We start from the raw sequence: 1,174 nt of genomic DNA, 5'->3' as shown, positions 1-1,174 counted from the left end.
GGCGGCGGCCTGGGCCTCGGAGGCGCGCTCGGCCGAGGCTGCGAGGGCGGCCTCCGGCAGCGGCGCCGAGAGGATGGCGGCGATCTCGGGGCGCGGGACGGGCGCCGGGGCGCAGACGCCGCCGGTGTCCTTGGCCCGGACCGCCTTGGTGATCCACACCCGGTCCAGGACGCGCCGTTCGTCGGCCTCGGCGACCAGGTCCTCGGACTGGTTGTAGTCGCCGTCCGCGGCCTGGACGGCCCAGAGGTGGACGGCGACCCCGTGTTCCTTGGCCGACATCAGTCCGGGCAGCAGGTCGCCGTCGCCGGTGACGAGGACGACGTCGGAACAGGCCCGGTTCCTGGCCAGCTCGGTGAGCTCCGCGTGCATGGCCGCGTCGACGCCCTTCTGCGCCCACCGCCCGTCACTGCGGGTGAGGGCGCCCAGCCGCACCGTCACGCGGGGCATCACCCGCAGCCGCCGGTGCTCGGGCTGCGGTACCCGGTCGGGGGCGCCGTCGAACCAGTAGATGCGGAGCAGGGGCTGTTGCGTATCGGCCTCGGCCCGTTCGCGCAGGCCCTGGATCAGGGCCGCGTGGTCGACGGTGATGCGGGAACGGGCGGGCTCTCCGGCCAGCAGGCTGGCGGCCGCGCCCAGCAGGTAGCCGGCGTCCACCAGGACGACGCAACGGTCCACGCGTTCCACCCTCTTCCAGGAATCGGGAACTGGTCAGCGGACCCGGTCGGTGGGGGCGGGCCGCTCACCCGGGGTTCGCTCACTCAGGGTTTCCTTCGAGTCTGCCCGACGGCACCGCCGTTAAGGTCCGGAACTCGATCATCGGCGTGGCGGATCGGCGGAAACGGCGCATGATACCCCTCCTACTACGCTAGGTAATGATCCAACATGCGGCTTTTATGGTGCTATGTGAGTCTGACAGCGGTCCTGGCCCCGAGATTCCCCACAGGAGGCATCACCATGGCCAAGAACAAGAACCGCAAACAGGGCGGCCGGCCCGACCGCGCGTCCGCCGCGGAACGTGGTACGGAGGAGACCAGGCCGACGGCGTACGAGTCGCCGGCCGCGTCGCAGACTCCGGGCAGCCCGTCGGACGTGGCCCGCAAGCACCAGCGGCGCTTCGGTCACAACTGACCGGTTCAGGGGCCGAGAGGCCGAGAGGGGCGCCCCGCCGACGGCG

Annotated in this window: 2 protein-coding genes; one reads left to right on the top strand and one right to left on the bottom strand. The window is 72.1% G+C overall.

The annotated features are described in order from the left end of the window. The coding region (locus tag ABZ371_RS32770; protein ID WP_358686615.1) for an NYN domain-containing protein at nucleotides 1-684 on the bottom strand (684 nt) is incomplete at its 3' end. Nucleotides 685-954: 270 nt separating this feature from the next. Here ABZ371_RS32770 and ABZ371_RS32765 point away from each other — a divergent pair. Further along, on the top strand, nucleotides 955-1,128 hold the full coding sequence (locus ABZ371_RS32765) for a hypothetical protein (protein ID WP_358686612.1): 174 nt from the start codon (nucleotides 955-957) through the stop codon (nucleotides 1,126-1,128). Nucleotides 1,129-1,174 lie beyond the last annotated feature (46 nt).

Origin of the sequence: Streptomyces sp. NPDC005899 (genome assembly GCF_040629645.1) — a bacterium.
Lineage (GTDB): Bacteria > Actinomycetota > Actinomycetes > Streptomycetales > Streptomycetaceae > Streptomyces.
The sequence above is the reverse complement of the archived record's forward strand: the minus strand, read 5'-3'. Positions and strand labels throughout refer to the sequence as shown.